Origin of the sequence: Microcoleus sp. BR0-C5 (genome assembly GCF_036705045.1) — a bacterium.
Classification (GTDB): Bacteria; Cyanobacteriota; Cyanobacteriia; order Cyanobacteriales; family Microcoleaceae; genus Microcoleus.
In genome coordinates this window covers 33654-58925 of the sequence record NZ_JAUBTR010000014.1, presented here as the reverse complement: position 1 = coordinate 58925, position 25272 = coordinate 33654, and the positions used below count along the sequence as shown (strand labels likewise).

The window sequence follows — 25272 nt, the reverse complement described above, 5'->3', positions numbered from 1 at the left end:
CACCTTACAAGTCAGGGCTATTTCGTTCTAGACAGTAGGCCGGGTTTAGGTTTAGAGTTTAGAAGTCGGATTCACCCTAACTTATGATTTATGAGTTCGCTAGCAATTGTAGAAGCATTTTCGGAATTACCCGACCCACGGCGTGGAGCGGGCTGTCGTCATGAGTATGCGGTCTGTTTAGCGTTATTTACCCTGGCGATTAGCGCAGGATGTGGTGGTTTTCTAGCCATCGGGGATTGGTTAAAGGCTTACCGCGAACCTCTGATTGCGCTGTTTGGGTTCCCGAAGCATGGGATTCCTTCCTACAGTACGCTTCGTCGGACGTTACTGGACTTGGATTATCAATCCTATGGCGCTTGCGTCGCTTCTTTCTGCAAAATTGAACCGAAAAGAGGTGAAACCATGGCCTTAGATGGAAAAGTCCTCCGTGGCTCTTACAACATTGAAACGGGTGATAATCGGACCCCATCCCATCCAGCGATTCAATTGGTGACGGTCTACTTGGTCGAACGAGGACTGATTTTAACTCCCCAACAAGTGGATTGTAAAACCAATGAAATCAAAGCGATTCCACCCGTTTTGGAAGCCTTGGCCCAACGGGGAGTCGTTTTTGACGAAGATGCCTTGAATACTCAAAAAAAACTTGTGAGCTAATTATTGAGTCTGGGAATGACTATCTCGGTGCCTTAAAAGGGAATCACAGCCATTTTCATAAGCAAATTAAGGAGAAATTTCAATCAGAATCCCATATTAATACCGTTGAAACGGGCCACGGACGAGTGGAACGACGAAGTGTGAGTTTGTGGACAGGCTGGCATGGACTATCGGAGAGCGAAGACTGGGCCGGACTACGAAGTATCATTCGAGTCACGAGTTATCGACACCTATTAAAAGGTGAATATATTCAAATTAAGAAGCCTGAAACCAGGTACTACATTAGTTCATTGGATGAAACGGTGGAACAATTTGCAACTAGAATTCGCGATTACTGGGGCGTTGAAAATAAGGTTCACTATGTCCGAGATGTGACTCAAAGAGAAGATGCTTCTAGAGTTCGAGTCGGCGAGCTCCCGGCCATTTTTGCAATTGCTCGTAATTTAGCACTCAATCTTTATCGAGAAGCTGGAGAAACAAATATGGCACAGGCACAACGGCTCGCGGGCTATGGTCTAGACGTTTTGAAGAAGCTGTTTAGAATGAAATAGCCCTGCCTTACAAGTATATAGCAATCCTAAATCATTTGCATAATTATTGTAGGGGCAATCCCACGCCCGGTTGCCCGATAGATAGGGGGGTAGGCACGGGGAGTAGGGGTAGCACTACCCCTACAAATTTATCTGAATCATTTAGGATTGCTATAGATAGTGTAAAAATTGACTCATTGCGTAAGTCCTGTTCTTCCTTCTTCCTAAATCAATCATTAATAAATTCACCTTCACAGATAATCGATTCTCTGTTCTCCAAATCTTCTTGATTCCATACCGCGTTTAATGCTGCGGAACTTAAGGAAGTTGACATCGTATTTAATGTTGTGTTGTAGTATTCGGCAGCATTATTAAGTTCTACCTGCGGCGCTTCCTTGAAGTATGAATTAATATCAGGCGTGCACCGCTGGGCTTGGTAGTATACATAAGCTTCAGCATTAATGCACATTACGTGGTAAAAATCCTTATTTGCTGCCGCAACATCTCCAAGTTTATACAGCGCTAAACCCCGGTTGAGATAAGCTTTAACATAGTTCGGATCGAGTCTTACTGCTTGGTCAAAGTCTTCAATTGCAAGCTGCATTTGTTTTAATTTATAGCGAACGCAACCTCTGTTATAATACGCATAAACATTTTGTGGATCGATGGCGAGTGCAATGTTGTAATCGGCCATCGCCTGCGTATTGTCTCCTAGTTGGTGGTAACAGAGACCTCGATTTATGTAAGCTTTGATATATTTAGGATTCAACCGCAGCGTTTCGTTAAAGTTTTCCGTTGCTGCCTCTTTTTCTCCCAAAAGGTAGTAAGCGCGCCCCCGGTTGTAATAGGTTTTATAATTGTTGGAATTGATAGATAGAGCTCGATTGTAGTCTTCTATTGCTTCTTCGTAGTTTCCTAAATTAGCAAGTACAAGTCCCCGGTTGTTGTAGATAGCGTGGCTGTTAGGCTTATTTGCTAAAGCACAGTTTAGATCGTCAATGGCTTTTTCGTGTTCTCCGAGATGACGCCAAGCATTGCCTCGATTCAAGTAAGCCTCGAAGAAATTAGGATTGATATCTAGGGCTTGGCTGAGGTCTGCGATCGCTTTTTGGTAGTCTTTCATGTAATAGTAAACCAAGCCGCGATTGTTATAGGCTTTGGCATCGGCGGGATTGACTTGCAGTATCTGATCGAAGTCCTCAAGTGCCGCTTCATAGTTTCCTTTCTTGGCGCTGTGCAAACCGCGCTTGTAAAATTGTTTGAGGTTCATAGGTCAACTTTCAGGAGTGCTTGATTCTGGGGGTTGATTCCTTTGCAGTCAGTTTTTCGTTGAACAACTGTTAAACTTCTCTTTTTTTGCCACCCGTTATTAGATTACCCTCAAATTGATTGTAGCCTATCTACCGGAAACAGGATTTTAGGTTCATTTTAACAGCTCTTCGAGCTTCTGGAGACCATCACTACGTCGGCTTGATTTACTTTACCAGTTCGATTATTGACTATCTTGAGTTTCAGTAAAAAGTCTGATTTTAGTCGAGCCCCTGTTTCCCATTCTCGGGCTGCGATCGAAGCGATAGTACAACTTGGTATCAATTGTTGCACTTATTTTCTAAGTGTAAACTTTAGATATTTTTAACAAACTCGCTATGAATAACCAACATCAAACTCTAAAACGCCGACATAGTGGATTAGAAACTCGATCGATAAATTGTTGGTGTGCAGCAATGCCGGCAGCATAAGTCGTTTTGTTGCCTGCAATCTTGATTGATACAGTTCCTCCACAACAACTGTTGCTTGTGCGCCCCCTAGCAGGCAGAGTGTTTAAGTGTGTATGCTCTAAATCAGGAACGCTGTCCGCACATTTTTTTGATAGTTGAGTACATAAAATATGAGCCATTGGCACAGAAGAAACTACACCTTCTACTATGTCTTCGCGGGGATTTCCAAATCTCCCCCGAGCGATCGAGAATACTACTAGATTAGGTTTGACTAAATCGCACAACTGCTGAGCAAATGCTTTGCCATCTGCACCGCCCGGTTTACCTCCATGATGTGGAAAAACCAAGATGTCAGCTTTCAAATCACTTCTTTCCTTTAGAAGTTGATCTAATCCAACTTGGTCAATATCAGCACCTAATATAGCCACCCTATGAGAATCGTGAACCAGACCAACAACAGCCGATGTCGAGTTTGGATTCAACCGACGCTCGTCCACAGTTCTACCTACCCCACCAACCAGAGCTAATTCAGGAGTTGGGGCAAGAATTTCTACCAGAACTTGACCCACATTCAACTGACCTGTTTTTGTTGTTGTCAGTTCAGTTGAAACTACTGTGCCTAAACGTAGTCGTGCATCTTTTAAAGCAATAAGTAAGTCATTCCAAATTTCAGTTTCTCTGCATAAATCTGGGTTTAAATGTACATTGTTAATTTTTATTGTTTCATTTGAAAGTAGGTTAATTATCCCTGCAATGTGGTCAGCATCAGCATGGGAAATTAAAATGTGTGAAATTTCTTTAATAGATAGATTTTCCAGTGTTTCTATCAAAGTAACGCCCTGCGGACAGTCAATAATTATTACGCCATTTGTATCTCGCAAAATAGCACAATTTCCATGACCAACATCTAAAATTATAAGTTCAGGTAAGCTCATCATTATCATCTAGCTCAGGTGCTAACTGGAATTTCTCAAAATAAATATCCTCAGATTTATCAGCTCCTATATTAACATGAGCAAATAAACGGACACCTCCTTTTAGGGCGTCCTGTCGAATTTCTTCGGGAATAAGCACAGCCGGAAAACGAACAGCCTCATGGGGATTCCAACCAGGAACTATTGCATCTAGAACATCTTCCCCAGATTCTGTATCAGTATTGGTGATTCTTACTAGCGTTCTATGAGGTTTTCTGTTACTGGGGACTTGACCCCTAAGTTCTAAAACACAGTTTTCAATTCCTTGTTTTATAGTCGCAGCATTGGCTTCATCCCGACTCAAAAGCACGGGAATTTTGCGCCGCGACTTTCTAATAGAGACATTGGCATCTATTGCAGTGTACTGAGTGATGAGAATAGATGGAATTTTTCGATCGTACAATTCGGCTACTAATGTCGCTCCAGAAAAATTAGTCCGCCCATAATTAGCCAAGCGATGGTCGCACAAGGCACCTTGAGCATTTTTCTCAATATGCGATGCAAGTACATCGACTTCTCTGAAAAAGTCATCGACTATAAAAGATTCAAAACCCGCCTCCTCTACATCCCACCCAGTCACCTTAGCTAAGTCTTGTTCATCATCAACTATTGCTATTTTCTTAAGTAAAATTTGTGCATTCATTACAGTTAACTCCCAGAAAGCGGTAATTCTACAGCAAACTCAGCTCCTCCCAATTCGCCATTCGCGATCGCGCGTACTTTCCCTCTCATATCTTTAACAGAATCTTTGACAATTGTCAAGCCAAAACCTGTACCACCAGTTGTAGTCGTGATACCGGGCAACCAAATTTCATCTAGTTCAATATCCTTGATTCCCAAACCATTATCTAAGACTTTTAGCCGCACGTTATTCCCTAAAATTTCAGTGCTGATAATTATTTGCCGTCCTTGATTGCGTGCGCCCTCAACCTGGAAAGCATTAATAGTATTTGTCAGCAGATTTGTCAGAATGGCTTCTACCAGAGCAATGCTGCCCCTGATGTGGGGTATTTGATTAACTTTTATTGTTTTTATTTCTATTTTAGATTCTTCAAAAAAAGGTTGGAACAGTTCAACTGTATCGTCAATAACCCTGTGGACATCTATCACACCAGAGCGACGCTTTTCTCGTTTTAATAAATGCAGCGGAAAATTAGCAAAACGCTTCCAAGAACTACTGGCTCGATAAAGCATTTCTACAGGTTCTTTCAGAGACTCTATATATGCCTCGTCACTCAGTAGTTGTTTTCCTTTACTTTCTATTCTCTGAGCTAATTTCTGGATTAGAGTGACAGGTTTACTAGATTCGTGAGCAAAAACTGCTGCCGTTGTTCCCGCTGTAGCCAAACTGCGATAGAGATGAAGGTCATCGCGCAATGCTTTTATTTCTCGCTCTTTTGCAGTTTCATACTCTTTAACTACATTCTGCACGATCGCCAGATTTTCTTGCGGTACTGCTTCTTCGATCGCTTTTTCAAGACGTATTTTGACATCCTGAACATCTTGACTAGATTCTTGCTTGATGTCCTCTCGTTTCTTTTCTGTTTCTTTCAACCGCTCTTTAGCCATCCATTCCAACACATCGATAGCAAAGCGTCTCAGCTCCAAAAAAGCTTCATTTTCTATGAAACCGAGCCGATCGGTTTTTTGAATTAGGAAGTCATCACGATCGATCGCAATTACCCTACCAATAACCGTGCTTGTAGAAGGACGCACTTCAGGGTTCCTAGCCCGTGCTAAATTTATATTGAGCCAATCATCAGCGCGATCGCCGTAAGGCTTAACCCGCAAACCTCGGTGGTAAAGATGAACACCTCCTACCTCACTCAGCCAACTTCGGACTTCTGCGGAAGAAACTTTTTTAGCTGAGAAATTTTGAGGATTTAGCAAAAAAACCCACATCTCTAATTCCGCTGGCACACTTCTGTAAACTGCTTTAGAAATATTTTCATGCTTGGCACTAAAAAGTAAATCTCCCTTCCAGTCTAATAGCCACGCTTCAGCAGTTCCCTCCGGGTTCAAGCTAGCTTTCAAATGATATTCAGCCGCCTCAAAGTAAGCCTCGTTTACTTTTTTTTCAAGATCCTCAAATCCCGGAGCTATCAGCCGAGGACGGAAAGCTAAAGTATTGTCAAATGGATCCGCTAAAAGTAAAATTTCTCTGGCCAGTCTTTTAACCTCAGCTCTTCCCAACTGCATTTTTACTTGGTGAATTATAATGTCAGTTCCGTGAGCTTTCTGAGTGGGATTTGTTTGAGTATCAAAAGAGACATCTTCTACAACATCAGCGCCTTCAAAAACATCCCAGTTAATTGTGAGACTGTACTCAACTCCCGGCTCATTTTTCGGCCTGGTTTTGAGGTTAACTTGAGAACCTTGCCGCAGAGCTGCTAGCCTGCCTAACCCTTTATCCCCAACAGGTAGACGGCCCAACTGTGTAGGTTCGCGGGCTGCTTTTTTTGACCGCCCCAGTACCAACCATCCATCACTAATGGCATCGGTATCCATACCAGTGCCGTTATCTGAAATAATTATTGAACCACCTATATTGTTAGTATCGATCAGCTCTACCGTGCATTTTGTAGCATCAGCATCATAAGCATTCTTAACTAACTCGATAATACCTTGATCCGGGTTAGGAATCAGTTCCTCCCCCAGACGGTTGAGAATGCTTGGTGAAAACTTAAAGTGCATGATATTGTCCGCTATTTAATATCACCAAGAGTTGCAAACAATGTCATGATTTGTTCAGAAACTCTATTATGTATGATACCACAAGCACCTTACTAGCTCTATCTATTAACATATAGCCCAACAATTACCAATTACCGATTACCAATTACCGATTGATTTCCTCTTCCACATAAACAGTCAATTTCTCCAAATCTGGAAGTTCGATCAATTCTTGTTCCTTTTCCTTAACCGACACGGGCATCATCACAGGTTTACGCTGCTCGATCCAGCAACTCGCCAGCGGTAAAGTTTGTTCCAAATCTTCCAAAGGCCTCGGAATTACCATCACCGCGTTCAACTCGCCAATTCTCTCAGCTTCGTACATCCCCGCTTCTACGGCTACTGCTACATCTGCAACTGCACCGCGAATAATTGCCGTGCACAAACCGGCGCCAATTTTCTCGTAAGCTGCCAAGTGTACGTCTGCGGATTTGAGCATAGCATCGCAAGCACCGACCATTGCCGGAAATCCCCGGGTTTCGAGCAAACCGATCGCCTGATTGCTAAGCCGAGAATAACTGCCTTTTTCCGAAAGTTCAGTCAGCCGAAAGCCGATCGGCAAAACCACTTCCAAATTAGCCAAAGGTCTAGCAATCACTAACTTAGAAACAAACTGCCCGAACTGTTCGGCCGTTTGAGCTCCAGCTTCCACAGCCAAACGCACATCCGAAATTCTGCCCCGGACGATCGCAGTACAGTGACCGGAACCAATTTTTTCGTATCCTACTAAAATCACTCCTGCCGACTTCAGCATCATGTCAGCAGTCCCCACAATTGCCGGAAAACTCTTGGTGGATACCAAACCCAAAGCAGTGTCTTTGAAGTATTCCTGGCGCTGCGATCGCTCTTCGTGACTGTTACGATCTGTTTGTCCGTCCATCTTCTATTACCCTTAGAAACTTCCCAAAATAAAAATTTGTTGATAGTTTATAGTTTCTCAGATGAGAAGACAGACTGCACGAGCTACAAAACACTGATTGCTGCTGCAAGGCCTGACAAATTGCTGAGCTACCAATAATATGAGATTACCTATTTATATTTGATCTTTCTGCCTTTAGCATAGCTGGCTTTTGCCGAAATGACGGCTACCCGGAACCGCCCGATAGAGTTTGGCCGTTTTCCTCCGAGCGATTAAAAGCTTGCCGGTGCGGAAACAGCGTCCCCAACAGTCGATTGATGTGAGCTTGACCGTACAGAATAGTTGGCGTTTCCCCTGGTTGGGGAGGCTCTGCGGCGGTGGATTCCGGCGGGTCTGGGGCAGTCTCCGGCGCTGTTTGAGGCGGTGTTGGGGCGGGTTGTGGCGGCTCGATCGGCTCGATCGGTTGATCGACTGGTGGCGTAGTGGCTTCGGGGGGTTCTGGTGAGGTTGGCGCTGCTGTTGGCGCTGCTGCTGTTGGTTCTGCGGCGACTTGGCGGCTGGTATCTCCCATTAGAGAACCTGCTGGCATAATTTGCATTTTGTCGATACAAGGATTGATTAGGGTCGTCGCGGCGCCAATACAGGCATTTTCCCCGATCGTTCCCGCACCTACCACCAGCACCCCTGCACCCAGAATAACGCCCGCCGCGATTTCCAGAGTACCTTCACGGGCGTGAAGGATAACTCCCATACCGATACAGGCACCGGCGGCGATCGAGATCCGGCTTCCGGGCTCTGCTTGCAGGATTGCTCCAGGGGCGATCGCCGCACCCTCATGAACAACTACATCGCCACTCATCAAAATCTGAGAGTTGCTACTTAATTGCAGGGGCGATAAATACATTCGACTTCACCATGAAAGGAGCTATTTTTTTCGATAAAACGACTTTAAATTATGGGTTTTCTCGACTGATAAATTTAACCATGTCAATCTAAGAAACGATAATTTACTAATACTGAGAAGCTTGATGCTTTAACGTTTTATAGAAACTTTCCGAAGATTCTAGATTTTGACCAACATTTGTCAATCGAGCTTTTTAACTATCTCAAATTCAACTTCAATCCGCTGGGGTTTCTCCCGTTGGCCCCAGTGCGAGGGCTTAACGGAAGAAACAAGCTAATTACCTAGCAAATTAAGGACGCTGGATAATTTCTTCTAGTACCCGGCGCTTCGCCTTGGAGTCGATGCCCAGCAAACGGACGTACTCGCCGCTGTGTTCTTTGAGACAGCTTTCGAGGGCAGAAATCACTTCGGATTCGCGGTTGGATGAGATCGACGCGCAACTGCTCCAAGAACCGGTGCGGAAACGGCGCGCGTCGGCGTGTTCCGTGCCAATTTTGTAGCCTTGGGAAAGCAGGTTGCGGATTTGGTCGATCGTCTTGCCGGTCAAACTTCCGCTGCTGGCCGAACCAGTCGAAGCTGCTTTGTATCCCGATGTTGCTGCCGACTTAGAGGTTGCTGCAGGCTTAGCCGATTGAGCAACCGGGCCGTCGGGACGCTGAATAATTTCTTCAACTATGCGTCGCTTAGCTTTCGGGTCAATCCCGATCAAGCGCACGTATTCGCCCGGGTACTCGTTCATCACAGCTTCCAAAGCGGCGATCGCCTCAGATTCGTTTCTCACTTGCAGCGAAGCCCCGCTTTGCCAAGAACTGGTGCGGAAGCGGCGCGCGTCGGCGTGTTCCGTCCCCACCTTGTAGCCTTGAGCTAGCAAGCCGCGAACCTGAGCCACTGTTTCGGCACTCAATTTTCCGCTTGACACGGAACCGCTATTGTGGTGTGAAGCTTGTTGTGCAACTTTACCGTTAGATTGGTGAGTTTTCGCACCGTTAGAACCGTTAGAGCCGTTGTCTCCCGGTCTTTGGACGATTTCTTCTAGTACGCGGCGCTTGGCTTTGGTGTCAATCCCGATCAAGCGGACGTATTCTCCTTGGTGGTCGGCCATGCAAGCTGACAAAGCCGCGATTACTTCAGAGTCACGCTTTGAGGTAATCGGGCCACAAGTGCGCCAAGAACCGGTACGGAAGTGTCGCACGTCGGCGTGTTCGGCTCCCACGCTGTATCCTTGAGCTAGTAAATTGCGGATGCTATCGGCAAGAGTTGAACTCAATTGGGTGCCGGCAGGGGTAGAATATTTGGTTTGAGTCATATTTGGGTTTTTAGTTTGCTCGTTGCGAATTGGTGCTAGACAGGCGATGTTCTCAGCGCAGCGATAACCCGTTCTCAGAGCGTCATTGATGCCGATGACATGGGTCGCAAATTGAACGTCAGAATCTTGAACGTCAGGCAAGCGATCGGCTTGCTTCTGATTAGTGATGATGGCTCCCGAAGGTACGTACTTACCGGGGGGAATCTCCACATCTTTAATTAGTACGTGCATCATGACAATGCAGCCGTTGCCCACTCTGGCATTGAACACCGTAGAGCGAAAGCCGATAAAGCAGTTCTCGCCCACGTAGGCAGGGCCGTGAATTAAACTCATGTGGGTGAGGGAAGTATTTTTCCCCACCCACACAGAATAGGGCTTGCCGTCGTCTCCTGTGACTCGGCCTTGTTCTAGGCCGTGAATCACTACTCCGTCTTGAATGTTGCTGCTTTGTCCGATATAAAAAGGAGTGCCTTCATCGGCGCGGATAGATGTCCCGGGGGCAATCATCACATTAGAACCGATCTGCACATCCCCAATAATGTTAGAAAAGGAATGTACGAAGGCGGTATCGTGAATTTTCGGCTCAGCCAAGTTTTTCGACCAAGGCGTCGGGGGAGCCGCAACGTTGCGGACTGCCATAAATTAAGTTCTCCTAAGCTGAAAAATCTTTTTGTTAGTTGTTAGTTGTTAGTTGTTAGTTGTTAGTTGTTAGTTGTTAGTTATTTTTCCACTAACTGCTAACTGCTAACGGTTGCAACTAGCCGTACGGGTCGTCTTTTTTACTGTAAATGAGGCGGTTTTCTACATTGACAGTATCTATAATGCCTACTACTAGAGCATCGATCGGACGGTTTTCGCTTCCGGGCGCGATCCGGGCTGCGCTGCCTCGGGTTACTAAAACCCATTCATCTATACCAGCGCCCACACAGTCAGCGGCTACCTCATAGCCGGGAACTGGCGAACCTTCCTCATCGATGAATTGCAGCAGTAGAAATTTCGATCCTCTCAGTGTCGGCTCTTTTTGGGTACTGACAACTGTGCCGAGAACTTTGGCCATTTGCATTTTAGGTAATAGGTAATTGGTAATTGGTAATTGTCATTTTTACAGGGTCACTTGTTTTTTTTTTATTAGCTCTGTCCGATGTCCGGTGTCCGCATTTTAGAGCTTCGTCTAGTAACTAATGACTAATGACTCATGACTCATGACTAATAACCAATATCCCATGCCCACCTCAATTAAAAATTAAAAATGCTAAATCAAAAACATCGCGATTTTTAATTTTTAATTACCAAACGCCCCTAACAGCCGTGAAGCGAAGCTATCCCGTAGGGAATCGCCTATCTTATGATCTGTTGAGAGGGCGAATGCCACTCACGCCTTCACGGAACTGTTCTACAGCTTCGGTGTAGCGAATCGGCAGCACGTACTCTAAGTTTTCATGAGGGCGGGCGATAATGTGGGTGGACATCACTTGTCCGCCGTTAACGCGCTTCACTGACTCTACTCCGGCTGCGACAGAAGCTTGCACTTCCGAGACATCTCCTCTTACAATGACCGTAACCCGAGCGCTACCGATTTTTTCGTAGCCTACCAAGGTGACGCGGGCTGCTTTGACCATCGCGTCAGCGGCTTCTACCACTGCGGGGAAGCCTAGGGTTTCGATCATGCCAACTGCAATTGCCATTGGTTTTACTCCTGATTGAATATTTGGGGAACTAAACAGTTAATTTTTGACGATCGCACAAATTTTTCTTTAACGAAATTTTTGTGCGCTAAGAACTTAGTAGCCTCGGAACTGTTCTACTGCTTCTGTATATCGAATCGGCAGAACGTATTCTAGGTTTTCGTGGGGGCGAGCGATGATGTGGGTAGAGACGACTTCTCCGCCGTTCACCCGCTTGACTGATTCCACTCCTGCTGCGACTGAGGCTTGGACTTCCGACACGTTGCCGCGCACAATTACGGTGACGCGGGCGCTGCCGATTTTTTCATAGCCCACGAGGGTAACGCGGGCAGCTTTGACCATAGCATCGGCAGCTTCCACAACAGCGGGAAAACCTTTTGTCTCAATCATTCCCACGGCAATTGACATTTTTGAATCTCCTTTGAGGATGAGCGAAATTACCGTTACAAATCTTTGAGAAATCTAAAAATTTGGACGGGTAGGCCCACATTTTTTAGTAAGGCAGTGTAAAGCTTCCTATCCTATAAGAATAGGGGAAGCTGTCCACCTTGACAATATAAACTAACATCATAATGTTTAATAACAAAAATTAAAATTTTTTATGTTACTTAAAATAATTTAATATTTATTTAATAATCTTAATATAGAGAAGGGTAGATGCCGACGACCAGGGGGGATTAAAGTAAGTAATAATACTCATAAAGTAGAGTTCGGTATGTGAAGCCGGAGCTGAGTCACTGTCGGGAAACTGGGGGATTCCCAAAGGGGATCGCAGGGAAATCGGCAAAAAAGGCAGTCTTGGCCCATTGGCAGGCATTTTTTTATTTGAGTGCCTCCTCTGCTCAGTCAGTAATTTTCTATTGAGAGAATTATCAGTTTTGATGCTTTAATGTATAGTGAATCTGGAGTGCAAATTATTTTGCCACAGCTATACGATCGGGTTTAGTCAAAGTTTTAGGGTCTCGCGCGATCGCCCGCGACTGTTTTTGTATAAAGGCAGCCAGTAATTTCAAGTTTAAGGGATAAATTAAATGACTCAATTTCTCCTCCAAGCCTGTTGGTGGGTACCTTTATATGGCTTAATAGGCGCAATTTTAACTTTGCCGTGGTCTACCGGCACCGTTCGCAGAACAGGCCCAAGACCTGCAGCTTACTTCAATTTGCTGATGACGGTGTTGGCTTTCCTGCACGGGTCAGTTATTTTTACAGCGACTTGGGATCAACCGCCCCAACAGTTGCTCGTGCACTGGGTGCAAGCAGCCGATTTAGATTTGTCTTTTGCAATAGAAATCTCCACGGTCAGCGTGGGAGCAATGGAGTTAGTTAGTGTTCTGAGTTTGCTATCACAAATTTACGCTCTAGGCTACATGGAAAAAGACTGGGCGCTAGCTAGATTTTTTGGGCTGCTGGGTTTTTTTGAAGCAGCAATTAGCGGCATTGCTATTAGCGACTCACTGCTTCTAACTTACGCTTTGTTGGAAATGCTGACGCTTTCAACTTACTTGCTAGTCGGGTTTTGGTACGCTCAACCGCTGGTAGTAACAGCCGCTCGTGATGCGTTTTTAACCAAGCGTGTAGGAGACGTGCCACTGCTGATGGGAGTAGTGACGCTTTCAACTTTAGCAGGAAGTTTGAATTTTTCCGATTTGGAAACATGGGCTGAAACTGCAACTTTGTCTCCTGTAGTGGCTACTCTTTTAGGTTTGGCTTTAATCTCCGCACCTACGGCCAAGTGCGCTCAATTTCCCTTCCATCTATGGCTCGACGAGGCGATGGAAGGGCCCAACCCGGCTTCGATTATGCGGAATACGGTAGTTGTGGGCGCTGGGGCTTATGTTTTGATTAAACTTCAGCCTGTTTTAGCGCTGTCGCCCGTGACGGATGCGGTGCTGGTGGTTTTGGGGGCGGTGACGGCTGTTGGCGCTTCCTTGGTGGCGATCGCCCAAATCGACATCAAAAGAGCACTATCGCATTCTACCAGCGCCTCTTTGGGTTTGGTGTTTATCGCCGTGGGGCTAAATCAAGTTGACATTGCTTTGCTGTTGCTGTTCGCGCACTCGATCGCCAAAGGCCTATTATTCATGAGCGTAGGGTCAATTATTACCACAACGAACACTCAAGATTTAACAGAAATGGGTGGGTTGTGGTCGAAGATGCCTGCTACCACTACGGCTTATTTAGTAGGCGCTGCGGGGATGGTAGCGCTGTTACCTCTGGGCAACTTTTGGGCGATGCGACGCTGGCTCAACGGTTTTTGGACTGTGCCTTTGTGGCTGGTAATAGTGCTGCTTTTAGTTAACGGTTTGACAGCGCTAAATTTAACTCGCATATTCGGTTTAGTGTTTGCTGGAAAACCGCAGCCGAAAACTCGCAGAGCTCCAGAAGTTGGTTGGCAGATGGCTTTGCCGATGGTAATTTTGACAGTGATGGGGCTATTAGTGCCTTGGATGTTGCAGCGGTGGCAACTGTTAATTAGTTGGACTGGCCCTTGGGCGCAAACGGGGGATTTTGATGCTTTAAATTTGCTTTTGAAGACGCTGGATACGCCGCTGTTGTTGTTATCTGGGTTGATTGGCGTTGCGGTTGGGGTGGCGATTTATTGGTACGGGGTGTTACCTCGACCGGTACGGCTGCCGGTGCCGGCGTTGCAGGATTTGTTTGCTTACGATTTTTATATCGATCGAGTTTACCGCCTGACTGTGGTTTGGGCTGTGGCTTCTATTTCTAAAATCAGCGCTTGGACTGATAGGTATGTGGTGGATGGGGCGGTGAATTTGTTCGGTTTTGCCACAATTTTCAGCGGCGAAGGGTTGAAGTACAGCGGCACCGGTCAGTCGCAGTTTTATGTGTTGACTATTGCGGGGGGGGTGGCTGTGTTGCTGGCGTTGATTATTTGGCAGTTTTAAACTGCAGAGGTTGGCAGATGAATTTTTCGGGGTTTGTCTGCTTTTGATCTAGTTTTATTTAATTTTCAACCGCAGATGAACGCAGATGAACGCAGATGATTTTATTCTGGGTTTGTCTGCTTTTTTATATAATTTTATTCAAACTCGATCGGCCACAATTCGGTCAATCGATTTTAGATTTTAGATTTTAGATTTTAGATTGACTTGCGCGAGATAAATGCTCTTTCTTGAGGATTTTAGATTTTGGATTGATTCCACGGATAAATCACGTGGCGAGTACCACCTTTGAAATTCCTGGTCACTGGAACTTCCCAACCGGGCAAAAGTTCGGGAATTGAAATCATGTCGCCGTCTCTCAATACCACTGGCTCGGCTGTCGGAGTGTAAATTGTTACTGTGCGCTTGGCTGGGTCGATTAATATTCCTACTGTTGCTCCGAGTTCGATAAATGATAAAATTTTTTCTCGCAGGGGTTTGAGGCGATCGCACTGAGATTTGATTTCTACAACTAAGTCGGGAACGAGTTCGGCAAAATACCTGTTACTTTGTTTAAGGCGATCGGCTGTCACAAACGAAACATCGGGAGATCTCTGATCGGAATTGGGGAGGATAAACCCGCCGCTAGATTCAAATACCCGTCCGAGTTTGCGGGGTTTGACCCAGTTAAGTAAAAGTCTGCCAAACTCTGCCCCCATTTCGCTCGATACAATGTCTGATGGGCCCATAATGATCATCTTCCCGTCTACCAGTTCTAATTGGTAGTCTAGATGCGCTTCCGAGAGTATACTTTGCAGTTGTTCCAAGTCGGCAACGGTGAGGCGGGTGGAAGGAGAACCGGATTTAATTTGCAAATCTTCTGGCTCTGTAAGACTTGAGGTCATAGGAGGATTCCAGAGACATTTGAATCTATGTTAACAAGAAAATGGGCCGATCGCTTTTATATGTAGTTGCTTTGCGTTAATGTTAAATATATAGCAATCCTTGCAGGAGTCGTAATTTTTTTGCCCCACCCCAACCCTCCCCAAGGCATCGGGGAGGGAGTAAGAAATTCACCAATGATTTAGGATTGCTATAGCTCTAAATACTGTGTAACAAAGGAAAGTTTTAATTGATGCTCAGTGCTTTAATCTGGATACCTATGTTGGCTGCTGCCCTGATTGGGCTCTGGCCTGGTTCAGTGAGTTCTAAAATAGTTCGGAATGTCGCGATCGCCATTGCGGGTATAACTTTTATTCTCTCGGTGATTTTGGCATTTCAGTTTGATGCCAGTACCACTCAGTTGCAGTTTGCGGAATTCATTCCTTGGATAGATGTTTTGGGATTGAATTACAATCTCGGTGTTGATGGTCTGGCTCTGCCTTTGGTAATTTTAAATACTCTGCTGACAGGGATAGCTATTTACGCTACGGATGAGTCGATCCGCAGACCTCGACTTTATTATTCTTTGATTCTGTTAATTACCGGCGGCGTAACAGGGGCTTTTTTATCTCAAAATTTGCTGCTGTTTTTCCTGTTTTTTGAGGTAGAATTGATTCCGCTTTACCTGTTAATTGCGATTTGGGGAGGCGAGCGCCGGGGTTATGCTGCTACTAAGTTTTTAATCTATACTGCATTTTCGGGAATTGTGCTCCTGGCTGCTTTCTTGGGTACTGGTTGGCTTAGCGGTGCTTCGAGTTTCGATATGGTTGGTGCAGCGGGCGCATCGCATTTGCAAGGAGGATTGCCATTGCCTTTGGTAAGGCAAATTGTGTTGCTGGCTGGGGTGTTGCTGGCTTTTGGAATTAAGATGCCTTTGGTGCCTTTTCATACTTGGCTGCCGGATGCTCACGTAGAAGCTTCGACGCCGGTTTCGGTGCTGCTGGCGGGGGTGCTTTTGAAGCTGGGAACTTATGGGATGCTGCGTTTTGGTTTGGGTTTGTTTCCAGATGCGTGGGCGGTGGCGGCACCTTGGTTGGCGAGTTGGGCGGTGGTAAGCGTGCTTTACGGGGCGAGTTGCGCGATCGCCCAAAAAGATATGAAAAAAATTGTAGCTTACAGTTCGATCGCTCACATGGGCTACATTTTGTTAGCTAGCGCCGCAGCTACTCCGATTAGTATGCTGGGAACAGTTTTGCAAATGGTTAGCCACGGTTTAATTTCGGGGCTGCTATTTTTGAGTGTCGGCGTTGTTTACAAAAAATCCGGCACCCGCAACATCGATGTGCTCAAAGGTTTGTTCAATCCCGATCGCGGTTTGCCGATGATTGGCAGTTTAATGATCCTCGGCGTGATGGCTAGTGCCGGCATTCCGGGTTTGGCTGGATTTATTGCTGAATTTTTGATATTTCGGGGCAGTTTGCCAGTGTTTCCCCTGCAAACTTTGCTCTGCATGATCGGCACTGGTTTAACTTCAGTTTACTTTTTAATTATGGTCAACCGCGCCTTTTTCGGCCGCCTTTCGGATGTGGTGGTAAATTTGCCGCAAGTCCGCTGGCGCGATCGCATTCCTTCGCTGGTTTTAGCAGTAATTATCGCCATCATGGGAGTGCAGCCGGGAGTTTTAGTTGCTTTGAGCGAAAAAACTGCGATCGGAATGGTTGCTAATGTGCCACCGCAAGTTAAAGTGATTGCTCAAAACTTGAAATAAAATATGACCTAGGTTCGTAGTGAGGAATGCAAATCCTCTCTTAACAGCTTTTAGCCCATAGGTTCGTAGTTAGGAGTGCAAGTCCTCTCTTAACAGCTTTTAGCCCATCATTAAAGGACTAAAGTCCTTACTACAAACTTATTTCTTCGTTCTTCCTTCTATTCAGGCTTAATTAAAATGACAAGTACCGTATTAAAACCATCTTCCCATCCCCTATCCGCATACATTGACATCTTGGAATCAGGCCAAGCTTTACTGCCTGAATCTACGGAAAATGTAGTTGAAGTTGTCGGCGTCCTGAAAAGTTATGCTATTGTTTTAGATGCCTATTCTCGCAATCTCAATTATATTGCAGAAGAACAGTTTTTAGTGCTTTTTCCGTTTTTTAAATATTTCAATGGAGAGGTGACGCTGCCGAAATTAATTCGCTATTTGTGGCACGATCGCATTAATTTTGAGTATGCTGAGTATTGCATGAGAACAATGCTTTGGCACGGCGGCGGTGGTTTGGATAGTTATTTGGATTCCCCGGAATTTAGCAGTTTGGTCGAAAAGGCGATCGCTGCTAAATTGAAAGGCAATTTTTTCATGCAGGGACTCAACAAAACCTTTCCTGATTTTTTGCCTGAACAAGTGCGGATGCTGGCTTATTACACCGGTCTCGGTCAGTTTTGGCGGGTAATGAGCGATTTGTTTATCGACTTATCTGATTCCTACGATCGAGGGGAAACTAAGTCTATTTCTGACGTTGTTAATTTTGTTAAAGCCGGTTTAGTAGCCGCCGCCAGTCTGCCAATTACTTACAGCGTCAAGATTCACGGTCAAGTCTACGATATCATTCCGGCCTCGGCTAACTTAACATTTTTACCAGATGTAGCCGTGCCTTATGTAGAGGCTGTTTTCTTTCGGGGCACAGCTTTTTTTGGCACAGTTTCCTACAACGCTCAAGCCCATCAAATCCCGGAAAAACAAAAAGATTTTGCCTACGGGGCTTTGTTTGCTGACCCTTTACCGATTGGAGGTGCAGGGATTCCGCCAACTCAATTGATGCAAGATATGCGTCATTATTTGCCGGAGTATTTGCACGAAGTTTATCGCACTAGCTGTCGCGGTGAAGACGATGTGCGGGTGCAAATTTGTCAGAGTTTTCAAAAGTCGATGTTTTGCGTGACGACGGCGACTATTTTGGGTTTAGCACCTCATCCCATGAATACCTTCGATCCAGAGGAAAGAAAGGCTAATCGGGCTTATTTGGAAGGTTGGATGGATCGATTTGGGAATTCTCGCTTGGATTGGGCAAATCAGCCAACTAACCGGGCCTGTCAGTTGTTCCCGGAACGGTAGAATGGCGACTGGTTTTTAGGGCGAAATGTCTCTCGGAGTTGCAACAATATTACCTGAAGAAAGCAATTGCTTTCTTTTGGAGGGCGAAAGCTCATCCTGGCGATCGCAATGATATCACGTCCCGTAAAATAGCCGTTATAAGGCAAGTAGTAAAAACTTCAGTCCACAGACTTTTATGAGGACTGAAGTCCTCACTACCAAACAATTTTAGGGTAGGCATTTTAGCGGACATAATATGACCAGATAAACTGTTTGTTTTCGGCTCTTTGTGATTGCTTTCATAAGAGATATATCCGCTAACGCTTAGACTGGTAAGGACAGGATAAAGCACTTCTTATTTCCGAACTATTTAGATTCGGACGAGAAGACTCAGGCCGTGAGAGTCCGTGCCACAAGTTCCCAGCAAACCATAAGTTTCTGCTAAATCTTTGACTAAAGCAGTTTGTTTGGGGCTGGGTTTCCAAGGATTGGGATTACCGTAAGCATAGTAAATTTCTACACCGTCAATGCCGAAACGGGCTGCTTCTGGGATTAGTTTATCTGCAGTCGATCGATACCGGCAAGGATGTGCTAGAACTGCTAAACCTCCTGCTTCCTGAATAGCTTCAATTACCCTGGCTGCTGGATAAAAAGCCGTGTCTTCAGTACCTTTACCTCGCAAGTAAGGTTGAATACTGGGATGTTGCGGATCGAAGGCGTAACCGAGAATGTGTACCTCATTGTTGAGTAATTCGGCATTAATTTCAGCGCCTGTCCAGAGACTAGGTGCTTCACTATTTTTGTCAGGATGGTTTAATTTCCAATTATCCAGCCAAATTTGAGCTTTAACGTAGCCTTCGGTGCTGTGGTGGTCGGTGATAGCTAAGCCCTTGAGACCGCGGGCTATGGCTTGTTCCATCAATTTCTCTGGCTGCAATCGGCCGTCGGAGTAGACTGTGTGCATATGAAAATTATAGGAACCCGGACAGCTATCGGCATCAATTGTCTGGAAGACTTGTTTGAGTGCTGAGATATTCTGGGCTTCTGGTTTGAGACTAGAAGCGGGGGAGGCAGCGAAATTGACAGCCATAAGCGTTATTATAAAAAAAACTAACCTTGTTTAATATATCTAATAAATTGATATGTTGCACCTGTGGCAATAGTCTGCTGTGGGATTGAAATATCTGGCGGATTGTTGCGTTCGACACAATATCTCAATTCACTCGCACATCTTGCATAATTCTCTATCCAGCATTTTATCGTCGGGTGGGGTGGGTTTATGAGATTATTGATTTTAGGCAATTTATAGTTGGTAAAACTCGCCTCTACAGGTTTGGAGAGAATGCCGCAAGATATCAATTGACTCGCACCTATTGCATCATTCTCAGCAACAGGCTTTCCGGCCTGTTCCACAAAGAGTAAATTTTATTGTGGGGAGTAGGGGTTGGGCAGGAGAGCCCGCCCTTAAAGAGTAAATTTTATTGTGGGGAGTAGGGGTTGGGCAGGAGAGCCCGCCCTTCAAAGGTTTGTGGAAAATGCCACAAGATATCAATTCAATCGCACTTTAAACCAGCCGCTGCGGCTGTGGGAAATTCGATCGGCACAAATGTAACTCCAAACTGTTCTCTAGAACACGGTACAATATGCGCCACTCGTTTAGGAGGGTTTTTCCGATTTCCAGTCTTCGAGTCAAACTCAATTATACCGGAGGCTCCCTCGGCTTTAAAGTTAGGATCGGCTAAGGTTTTTTGCATTCCTTCGCGGCTGGGTTCTGGCTGCATTTCTATGGCTTTAATCAGCGTCCGGGCGGCATCGTAGGTTAAAGCCGATCGAGTATTGACCGGGCCTCCCCACAATTTTTGAGCGTTTTGCGGAAATTTTTTGTCAAAACTTATTAACGGATGCCAAAACACGGATATGCCCAGTTTTTCAACAGACTTTAGCTCTTTGGCTACTTCTAATGTTCTCGGCTCGTACAGAGTCCAGGGCCCGACAATCCAATTGCGATCGCCATTAGCTTTAATCATTTCGATCGCATTTTCTAGGGCTGTAGTGACTTGACCATCGGGAATGACAAGTAAGGCTGTTTTTCCGGATTTCTCAACTTCTGTGATTGCTGCTTCGGCGTCTAACTTATTTTTAGATAAATCGTAATAATTCCTGATTCTAAAAGTCGAGCCTCCTTTGGCTTCAAATTGCTTTTTGAATTCTTCCCACAAAGAAGCGCTAAACGGACTGTTGGGATTGTAAAATACTGCGGCTTTTTTCTCACCGACCAAGAGCAGTTGATTTACTAAAGCTTCAGCTTCTATGCTAGTTGTCGGAGCCGTCCGAAAGAAAAATTTTCGAGGTTTTCGCGTCAGTTCTTCTGTGGTGCTTCCCGGAGAAATGGCGACGAGTTGATTTCGATTGTAAATATCTACTGTTTCCACAGTCATGTCGCTGGTGTAGTGTCCGATAACTGCTAGAATATCGGGCTGAGCGGCCAGATAATTAGCCCTTTGAACCGCGTAGGATTTGATATTGCCATCATCAGCAATGATGACCTTGAGACCTTTTCCTTTAAGAGCTTTTGGTTCGAGAAAGCCTTGACCGGGAAAATCTTTATTGTTCTCATTTGCAGCCAGAAGACCTAAATTAACTTCGGTTTGAGCTTGAGCAATGCCGCGGAGCAGTTCTTCGGCTAAATTTGCGTTGAGGATGCTGCCGTCCTGATTGCGGCGGATAGGGACAACAATTGCGATCGTATAATATTCTGCATTGATTGCCTTCAGTAAAGCATTGTTGATGTAAATTAAAGTTTCTGGATCTCTGCGGTCTTCCCGCCAGGACTGTTTGAGCAATTTTAAAGCTTCGGGATAATTAGAATCGGCAAACTCATTAATTCCCCTTTGTTTTGACCACAAGGCGGAGGTTTGCACGAGGAGTTTTTCGCCGGAACTTACACCATCTGCGGAGGGTGTAGCCAGCGTTGGTTGCGGGGAAATTCTGGGGATTAGCGGGGAAATTCTGGGGATTAAAAGTACGATTGCCCCAAAAGCCGCAATTCCCGCAACCCCTAAGAGTAGCCAGCGAAAGCCCGATCGCAACTTCCGCGAAGTTTTGGGTACCTGGGGCCCTGGGACGATCGACAAATCCAAATCTTGCAAAACTTCATCAACAGATTGGTAGCGGTCTTGAAAGTGGAAACGCACCATCTTGGTTAAAATATTCTTGAGCTTGTCGCTAACTTGTACTGCAGGGCGATCGGGCGTCGAGTAATCCCAGACAATTTCACCAGTTTCGGGGTCTTGCGGTAGAGTGGTGGGACGTTGCCCGGTGAGAGCTTGGATGGCGATGATTCCGAGAGCGTAAATGTCGTTGTAGGGTTGCGGGAGAGACTGCGGCTTGTATTGTTCGGCAGGCATATAACCGCTGGTGCCGATCGCCTGCGATGTGAATATTTCACCTGTAGAGTTAGAGGTAAAAGTGCTGATTTCTTTGACCGCCCCAAAATCAATTAAAACAATTTGTTTATCTGTTTCGCGCCGAATTAAGTTAGAAGGTGTAATATCGCGGTGAATAATTTTTTCTTGGTGAACCGATTTTAATATTTCCAGAACTTCCCGCAACAAAGCAACAGTTTTTTTCTCATTCCACCGATCGCCTGGAGCGAGTTCTTGAATAAGCGGGTGTCCTTTAACGTATTCTTGTACTAAGTAAAAATAATCGTTTTCTTCAAAGCGATCGAATAATTCGGGAATGCGCGAGTTGTTGCCGAGACGGCACAAAGCGCTAGCCTCCCTTTCAAATCGCTGCCTTGCCCTCTCCAAGACGCGCGGATCGTTCGATGGGGGAAAAGGAATTTCCTTAACAACGCACAGAGGATTATTAGGTTTGTTTATTTGTACAGCCGTGTAGGTTCTAGCAAACCCTCCCTCTCCCAACAAAGCGATAATTTCGTAGCTTTCATGCAGGATATGCCCTAAGTTGACACACATAAATCTTCCAACACCTCTTGACAGGCTGCGGCCTTTCATGTTAATTATAAACTTTTTTATGTCCAGATACAGCTTGGCAACATATCAAATTCCTCTGTGTCTATATCCAAAACACTATAACTCTCAGCAATTACCAATTATATATTAGTTAAGACTGAGGACTAATTATCAATTATCTTTCTGCTAACTTGCTGAGTACAAAAGCAGCTAAAAATCCGCAGACAGTAATTAGTCCAGCAAAATCGTGAGTTTCCTCGAATGCTTCGGGAATCATAGTATCTGAGATCATGGCTAAAATACCCCCTGCTGCTACGGCGGTAGTTGCGGCTATTACTTCCACAGAAAAGTGGCTAAAAAGCGTATATCCTAACAATGCTGCTATACCGGAAATAACTGCGATCGCGCCCCAAACTCCAAAAACATAACCGATCGATCTCCCTGCTTTTTTCATGCCGGCGGCGCTAGAGAGCCCTTCGGGAATATTGGAGAGGAAAATTGCCGCTACTGTCACCCAACTGACAGCGCCTCCAGAAATCATGCTGACACCAACGACGATCGACTCCGGTATCCCGTCTAACAGCGCGCCGAGGGCGATGGCTAATCCGCCATCGCCTGACTCTGTTTTAGCTGGGTGCAAAGCGCCCGATCGCTTGCGGTGTTTTGCTCCCTGTTGACTCAAAAACCAATTGGCGGCTGTGTAGACAGCAGCGCCCCCCAAAAAGCCGATCGCCGTAGAGTCGAAACCGCCGCGCTTGTAAGCTTCATCCATCAGTTCAAAGGATAGCGCTGAAATCAGCACACCAGCGCCAAAAGCCATAATTGTTGCGATCGCCCGCTGAGGAATGCTCACAAAGTAACCCACCGCCGCTCCCAGTAGCAGCGCCGAACCCCCCACTAAACCCCAAAATCCTGCCTGCAACCACACTGGAAACATCAGCCCTACCTCAGAGGAAAATTTTTTATGCCCGTCTACGCCAATAAAAGAGCGGTGTAAATTCCAGCACCAAGAGCAAATGCCCAAAACCGACTTTCTCGTTCTTCTGGCAATTCTTCTTTGAGGACGTTGAGAACAATTCCTCCGGCTAAAAAAGCAAATAAAACTGCGATCGTAGTTTTTCCAATTTCAGTAGCGCTACCCAACACCCACCCCACAATAATAGCTGCTGCTAGTATCCAGCGTCCGATGCGATCGTAAATATGCTTGTGGTGTTCCCGCAAACCAGAGTCGTTCACTGCAAAGTGCAGTCCCATTGCACAAGAAAACAACAGCAGATTGGTAATACCCGGTTCTTCCCGATGCACCAGCAGATAGCCAATCAGAGCGTTGTAGATTGCAAAAGAGCCAATGTGCAACCAAAAAACACCAGGACTGGTCACATCCTCTTCGCCACGCTGACGAGATAAATTTGCAATTTGCTCCAAGCCGTAAAATACAGTCAATCCTAACAAAGCTATTAAATAAACGTGGTGTTCTAGATAGGAAATAACTCCTGCTTCTACTTGCTCTAATACCGCTTGGTGCAGATTTAATTCCGGTAAAATATGCACAAAAACATAAGCTACCGAAACCCCACTCGCCGCTGAAAGCCAGCCACTGCGAGGAATAGGAGCAAACCGCAACTTGCCGGAAAATAAATGTGTCAGCGCTAAACTAATGGCAATCAGCGCAGTTAAACCTAAAGTATTAGGAGCCGATCGCAAAGCTGCTGTTATTACCATAACTCTGCTCAACAAAATTAATCCTGTCCTAAAGCTTTGATGACTTGGTAATACTGCTCTTGGACATCTTTCTGGTCTTGCTCCTGAGAGATTTGTTCGCGGCTACTATTTAAAATCATCTCCGCCTGACGGCGTAAAGCTTCTCGTTGTTTGGAATTGTGGGTGTAAGTGGCGATGCAATCTATAGCTTCCAATAAGCGAATTGTTACCGCCACATCTGATTTACTGTACTGGCGAATTTGGTTAAAGGCAGCATCGACTAACCCTTCAAACGTCACTCCTTTAATAATGACGCGCAAATTTTGTTCATCGTCGTAGCGATACGGCGAGGGAAAATCCCTTTGAGCGAGGCGGGATAATCCGGCGCTGAGTCGATCGATACACCGAATCGCAGTAAACGGATCGTTGATACCAGGAGAAATCGCACGCAAGGCGATTTCAACTAACTGATCGATCGGAAATTCTACATCTTGATATTCAGTCCGTTCTTTGCCCAGAATAAAAGCATCGTTAATCTGTTGTTTCAGGCTTTGATTCACCTGTTTTTCCGGGAAAACCATCGCTAAATCGCTGCCCTTGACGATAAACTTTCCCGGTCGAGTTGTAAGATGTACAAGCAGATTGTACTGACGGGCAATTTTCATTAATTCGTCGTCATCGATTGCTTGCAAATAGCCCTCGCCAGTGGCTTTGATTGGACTTGTTTCCGAGTCAAAATTTGCAGGAATTTCTACCACCGGTCGCGAGTTGTTCGCCTTACCTTCTCCGATTTTTTCGGGAAACAGACGATCTAGAGCTTGGTCTAAATCGCCACTAACCTGAGTAATTACATGGGACGCTTGAATAATGGTTGATGCGTGATGGATAAAGTAAATCAGTACGCCGATACTGGCAATTGCCAATCCGGTACCAACTGTAACCGAGAGTTGGGGTACAAAGAAACTGTATCCGTCTCCTTCTTCATGAATGGTTCGCAGGACGAGTAAACAGTAAATAAACGTGGCAATGAAAGTGCCAAGGACGATTTGATTGCCCGTATCCTGCATAAAATTACGCAGCAATCGGGGACCAAAATTTGAGCTCGCCAACTGAAGCGCCACAATAGTAATAGAAAAAGCTGTAGCAACAACGCTGATCATTGAACCGGCAACCGATGAAAGAACCGCTCGCGCACCATCGGCTCCACCCGTGTAAATCCACCTCCAGTTTGGTATATTACCCGCGCGGTCAAGTGCCAGCATTGCGATCGCTAAAATAATCGACCCCACCGCCATCAACGTTGGGATAAACCAGTAGCTAGAGTGCAGCGAGTCCCAAAGTTTGCTTAACTTGACATTTTTCATGAGTTGGAGTGG

At 45.5% G+C, this 25272-nt stretch carries 19 protein-coding genes and 1 pseudogene; 4 read left to right on the top strand and 16 right to left on the bottom strand.

The features are described from left to right. The first annotated feature begins 90 nt into the window (after positions 1-90). Positions 91-1205: pseudogene (locus QUB08_RS32135) on the top strand (ISAs1 family transposase). A gap of 208 nt (positions 1206-1413) precedes the next feature. Here the strand turns inward: QUB08_RS32135 and QUB08_RS09370 are convergent. The 10 genes from QUB08_RS09370 to QUB08_RS09325 all read right to left on the bottom strand — a co-directional run bounded on the left by QUB08_RS09370 (position 1414) and on the right by QUB08_RS09325 (position 11771). Then, complete coding sequence (locus QUB08_RS09370; RefSeq protein ID WP_333224498.1) at positions 1414-2454, bottom strand: tetratricopeptide repeat protein; 1041 nt, start codon at positions 2452-2454, stop codon at positions 1414-1416. 390 nt (positions 2455-2844) lie between these two features. Beyond that, a complete protein-coding gene (locus QUB08_RS09365; protein WP_333224497.1) occupies positions 2845-3840 on the bottom strand; it encodes an MBL fold metallo-hydrolase in 996 nt (331 codons plus the stop codon). Continuing rightward, positions 3824-4519 (bottom strand): hypothetical protein, encoded by a 696-nt coding sequence (locus QUB08_RS09360; protein ID WP_333224495.1) that lies wholly within the window; start codon positions 4517-4519, stop codon positions 3824-3826. The genes QUB08_RS09365 and QUB08_RS09360 overlap by 17 nt, the downstream gene beginning before the upstream one ends. A gap of 5 nt (positions 4520-4524) precedes the next feature. Next, positions 4525-6570 carry an ATP-binding protein gene (locus QUB08_RS09355; protein WP_333224494.1) on the bottom strand — a complete coding sequence of 682 codons (2046 nt, stop codon included), beginning with the start codon at positions 6568-6570 and terminating at the stop codon, positions 4525-4527. A gap of 145 nt (positions 6571-6715) precedes the next feature. Further along, entirely contained in the window at positions 6716-7489 is a 774-nt protein-coding gene (locus QUB08_RS09350) for a BMC domain-containing protein (RefSeq protein WP_333224493.1), read from the bottom strand. 205 nt (positions 7490-7694) lie between these two features. Then, positions 7695-8372: a carbon dioxide concentrating mechanism protein gene (locus QUB08_RS09345; protein ID WP_333224491.1), complete on the bottom strand. Its 678-nt coding sequence runs from the start codon at positions 8370-8372 to the stop codon at positions 7695-7697. A 289-nt stretch (positions 8373-8661) separates the two neighbouring features. Next, positions 8662-10317: a ribulose bisphosphate carboxylase small subunit gene (locus tag QUB08_RS09340; protein ID WP_333224490.1), complete on the bottom strand. Its 1656-nt coding sequence runs from the start codon at positions 10315-10317 to the stop codon at positions 8662-8664. A 118-nt stretch (positions 10318-10435) separates the two neighbouring features. Continuing rightward, on the bottom strand, positions 10436-10741 hold the full coding sequence (locus QUB08_RS09335; protein WP_006635057.1) for a EutN/CcmL family microcompartment protein: 306 nt from the start codon (positions 10739-10741) through the stop codon (positions 10436-10438). 280 nt (positions 10742-11021) lie between these two features. Further along, positions 11022-11363 (bottom strand): carbon dioxide-concentrating mechanism protein CcmK, encoded by a 342-nt coding sequence (locus QUB08_RS09330; protein ID WP_006635058.1) that lies wholly within the window; start codon positions 11361-11363, stop codon positions 11022-11024. Positions 11364-11459: 96 nt separating this feature from the next. After that, positions 11460-11771 carry a carbon dioxide-concentrating mechanism protein CcmK gene (locus tag QUB08_RS09325; protein WP_006635059.1) on the bottom strand — a complete coding sequence of 104 codons (312 nt, stop codon included), beginning with the start codon at positions 11769-11771 and terminating at the stop codon, positions 11460-11462. Between the two features lie 623 nt (positions 11772-12394). On the opposite strand from QUB08_RS09325, the gene QUB08_RS09320 reads away from it, so the two are divergent. Then, on the top strand, positions 12395-14269 hold the full coding sequence (locus QUB08_RS09320; protein WP_333224489.1) for an NAD(P)H-quinone oxidoreductase subunit F: 1875 nt from the start codon (positions 12395-12397) through the stop codon (positions 14267-14269). A gap of 236 nt (positions 14270-14505) precedes the next feature. Here QUB08_RS09320 and QUB08_RS09315 read toward each other — a convergent pair whose 3' ends face one another. After that, positions 14506-15150, bottom strand: a complete 645-nt coding sequence (locus QUB08_RS09315; RefSeq protein ID WP_333224488.1) for a Uma2 family endonuclease — start codon at positions 15148-15150, stop codon at positions 14506-14508. Between the two features lie 230 nt (positions 15151-15380). On the opposite strand from QUB08_RS09315, the gene QUB08_RS09310 reads away from it, so the two are divergent. Both QUB08_RS09310 and QUB08_RS09305 read left to right on the top strand, forming a co-directional pair. Next, on the top strand, positions 15381-16895 hold the full coding sequence (locus QUB08_RS09310; RefSeq protein ID WP_333224487.1) for an NADH-quinone oxidoreductase subunit M: 1515 nt from the start codon (positions 15381-15383) through the stop codon (positions 16893-16895). Between the two features lie 177 nt (positions 16896-17072). Next, positions 17073-18239: a CO2 hydration protein gene (locus QUB08_RS09305; RefSeq protein WP_333224486.1), complete on the top strand. Its 1167-nt coding sequence runs from the start codon at positions 17073-17075 to the stop codon at positions 18237-18239. 349 nt (positions 18240-18588) lie between these two features. Here the strand turns inward: QUB08_RS09305 and QUB08_RS09300 are convergent, their stop codons facing one another. The 5 genes from QUB08_RS09300 to QUB08_RS09280 all read right to left on the bottom strand — a co-directional run bounded on the left by QUB08_RS09300 (position 18589) and on the right by QUB08_RS09280 (position 25260). Further along, entirely contained in the window at positions 18589-19308 is a 720-nt protein-coding gene (locus QUB08_RS09300) for a PHP domain-containing protein (RefSeq protein WP_333224485.1), read from the bottom strand. 463 nt (positions 19309-19771) lie between these two features. Further along, entirely contained in the window at positions 19772-22198 is a 2427-nt protein-coding gene (locus QUB08_RS09295) for a bifunctional serine/threonine-protein kinase/ABC transporter substrate-binding protein (RefSeq protein WP_333224484.1), read from the bottom strand. A gap of 172 nt (positions 22199-22370) precedes the next feature. Beyond that, the gene (locus QUB08_RS09290) at positions 22371-23132 is read right to left on the bottom strand and encodes a ZIP family zinc transporter (RefSeq protein ID WP_333224482.1); all 762 of its coding nucleotides are present in this window, start codon (positions 23130-23132) and stop codon (positions 22371-22373) included. A 35-nt stretch (positions 23133-23167) separates the two neighbouring features. Beyond that, positions 23168-23917, bottom strand: a complete 750-nt coding sequence (locus QUB08_RS09285; RefSeq protein WP_333224481.1) for a hypothetical protein — start codon at positions 23915-23917, stop codon at positions 23168-23170. 17 nt (positions 23918-23934) lie between these two features. Further along, on the bottom strand, positions 23935-25260 hold the full coding sequence (locus QUB08_RS09280; RefSeq protein WP_333224480.1) for a DUF2254 domain-containing protein: 1326 nt from the start codon (positions 25258-25260) through the stop codon (positions 23935-23937). Positions 25261-25272: the final 12 nt, after the last annotated feature.

Coding starts and splice junctions, on each gene's coding strand:
- QUB08_RS09370 (WP_333224498.1), bottom strand. CDS start 2,454: ATGAACCTCAAACAATTTTACAAGCGCGGTTTGCACAGCGCCAAGAAA.
- QUB08_RS09365 (WP_333224497.1), bottom strand. CDS start 3,840: ATGATGAGCTTACCTGAACTTATAATTTTAGATGTTGGTCATGGAAAT.
- QUB08_RS09360 (WP_333224495.1), bottom strand. CDS start 4,519: ATGAATGCACAAATTTTACTTAAGAAAATAGCAATAGTTGATGATGAA.
- QUB08_RS09355 (WP_333224494.1), bottom strand. CDS start 6,570: ATGCACTTTAAGTTTTCACCAAGCATTCTCAACCGTCTGGGGGAGGAA.
- QUB08_RS09350 (WP_333224493.1), bottom strand. CDS start 7,489: ATGGACGGACAAACAGATCGTAACAGTCACGAAGAGCGATCGCAGCGC.
- QUB08_RS09345 (WP_333224491.1), bottom strand. CDS start 8,372: ATGTATTTATCGCCCCTGCAATTAAGTAGCAACTCTCAGATTTTGATG.
- QUB08_RS09340 (WP_333224490.1), bottom strand. CDS start 10,317: ATGGCAGTCCGCAACGTTGCGGCTCCCCCGACGCCTTGGTCGAAAAAC.
- QUB08_RS09335 (WP_006635057.1), bottom strand. CDS start 10,741: ATGCAAATGGCCAAAGTTCTCGGCACAGTTGTCAGTACCCAAAAAGAG.
- QUB08_RS09330 (WP_006635058.1), bottom strand. CDS start 11,363: ATGGCAATTGCAGTTGGCATGATCGAAACCCTAGGCTTCCCCGCAGTG.
- QUB08_RS09325 (WP_006635059.1), bottom strand. CDS start 11,771: ATGTCAATTGCCGTGGGAATGATTGAGACAAAAGGTTTTCCCGCTGTT.
- QUB08_RS09320 (WP_333224489.1), top strand. CDS start 12,395: ATGACTCAATTTCTCCTCCAAGCCTGTTGGTGGGTACCTTTATATGGC.
- QUB08_RS09315 (WP_333224488.1), bottom strand. CDS start 15,150: ATGACCTCAAGTCTTACAGAGCCAGAAGATTTGCAAATTAAATCCGGT.
- QUB08_RS09310 (WP_333224487.1), top strand. CDS start 15,381: ATGCTCAGTGCTTTAATCTGGATACCTATGTTGGCTGCTGCCCTGATT.
- QUB08_RS09305 (WP_333224486.1), top strand. CDS start 17,073: ATGACAAGTACCGTATTAAAACCATCTTCCCATCCCCTATCCGCATAC.
- QUB08_RS09300 (WP_333224485.1), bottom strand. CDS start 19,308: ATGGCTGTCAATTTCGCTGCCTCCCCCGCTTCTAGTCTCAAACCAGAA.
- QUB08_RS09295 (WP_333224484.1), bottom strand. CDS start 22,198: ATGTGTGTCAACTTAGGGCATATCCTGCATGAAAGCTACGAAATTATC.
- QUB08_RS09290 (WP_333224482.1), bottom strand. CDS start 23,132: ATGTTTCCAGTGTGGTTGCAGGCAGGATTTTGGGGTTTAGTGGGGGGT.
- QUB08_RS09285 (WP_333224481.1), bottom strand. CDS start 23,917: ATGGTAATAACAGCAGCTTTGCGATCGGCTCCTAATACTTTAGGTTTA.
- QUB08_RS09280 (WP_333224480.1), bottom strand. CDS start 25,260: ATGAAAAATGTCAAGTTAAGCAAACTTTGGGACTCGCTGCACTCTAGC.